Origin of the sequence: Kitasatospora sp. NPDC059747, from assembly GCF_042732955.1 — a bacterium.
Taxonomy (GTDB): domain Bacteria; phylum Actinomycetota; class Actinomycetes; order Streptomycetales; family Streptomycetaceae; genus Kitasatospora.
The window spans coordinates 1-1,117 of record NZ_JBHWGV010000210.1 but is presented as its reverse complement, the minus strand read 5'-3'; the positions used below and the strand labels follow the sequence as shown (position 1 = coordinate 1,117).

Here is a 1,117-nt window from a genome sequence, read left to right as displayed (position 1 = left end):
GGGGGGGGGCTGGGGGTGAGTGTGACGGTCTTCCTGGGTCGCTGCCGCCCCCACCCCCCCCCCCCGGGCGGGGGGGCGCCCCCCCCCCCCCCCCCCCCGGCGCCCGCAGCTCGACGTGCCCGTACCGGAGAGCGGTGCGGTGCCCGTCGGTGAACTCCACCCGCAGCCGCCCGTCCGGCCGGACATCCACGACCACGGCCCCCTCGACCGCACCGAACTCCGAGTCCCGGTACACCCACACCCGGTCCCCGACGCGGAACTCCACCGTCTCCGAGCTGATCACCGGACTCACCTTCCCGCTTCCCCGCCGCACCCGCCCCGCCACTGACCCATACGTCCCCCCGGGCCGCGGGACTCAACGCATCAGCCGCAGGCCCGCGGGCTACAGCTCGTACGGGTACAGCCGGAGCGATGTGACCCGTGCCGCCACGACCTCGCCGGGCCGCACGTCCCAGCCGTCCGCCGGCGGCTCCAGCAGGACGATGTCGTCGCCGAGCCGGAGGTCGACGACGGGGTCGTCCGCGTTTCCCGCCCCGAGGACGGTCCCGGTGAGCACGGCCCCGCCCGCCGGGGTTCCGGTGATCGCTCCCGGTCCGGTGGTGGCTCTCGCCCACGCGGCGATCGGCTCCCCCACGTCCAGCTCGACGTCGAAGAGTCGGCCGGGACCGGGCGACGGCGGCCCGGCCCACAGGGCTTGAGCCCCGCCGAGGGTGCAGCGGAAGTCGACCCGGCCGCCGTCCAGGACGGCGACGATCTCGATCCGCATCTCAGCACCCCTCCGGCGACTTCGACGACTTCGACGACTTCGACGAGCGCTTCGAGCTCGGCCTCGACCGGATCATCGGCGCCGGCCCCGACGGGAGCCGGGTGCGGGCGCGGTCCGGGGCTTGCTTCTTGGTCACCGACCCAGTCTTGCTGACAACCAGTCATTGGTCACTGGCCAAGAAGGTGGGGACCGCGCACCTGGGCCGGGCCCCCATCCCTGATCTTGCAGGGTATCCCCGGCTTCAGCCGGGGAGGGAATGCATCCTTGGCCCGGAGCCGCGAAGCGGCGGAGAACGCTGCGTTGTCAGTGGGGTGCACTAGCTTGACCACATCGACCGAAAGGGGGTGGGCT

At 73.5% G+C, this 1,117-nt stretch carries 1 protein-coding gene; it reads right to left on the bottom strand.

Features of this window, described 5'->3' with window-relative positions; translation table 11 throughout:
• Positions 1 to 382: 382 nt before the first annotated feature.
• Entirely contained in the window at positions 383 to 766 is a 384-nt protein-coding gene (locus ACFV4G_RS42190) for a hypothetical protein (RefSeq protein WP_380448725.1), read from the bottom strand.
• Positions 767 to 1,117 lie beyond the last annotated feature (351 nt).

Coding starts and splice junctions, on each gene's coding strand:
- ACFV4G_RS42190 (WP_380448725.1), bottom strand. CDS start 766: ATGCGGATCGAGATCGTCGCCGTCCTGGACGGCGGCCGGGTCGACTTC.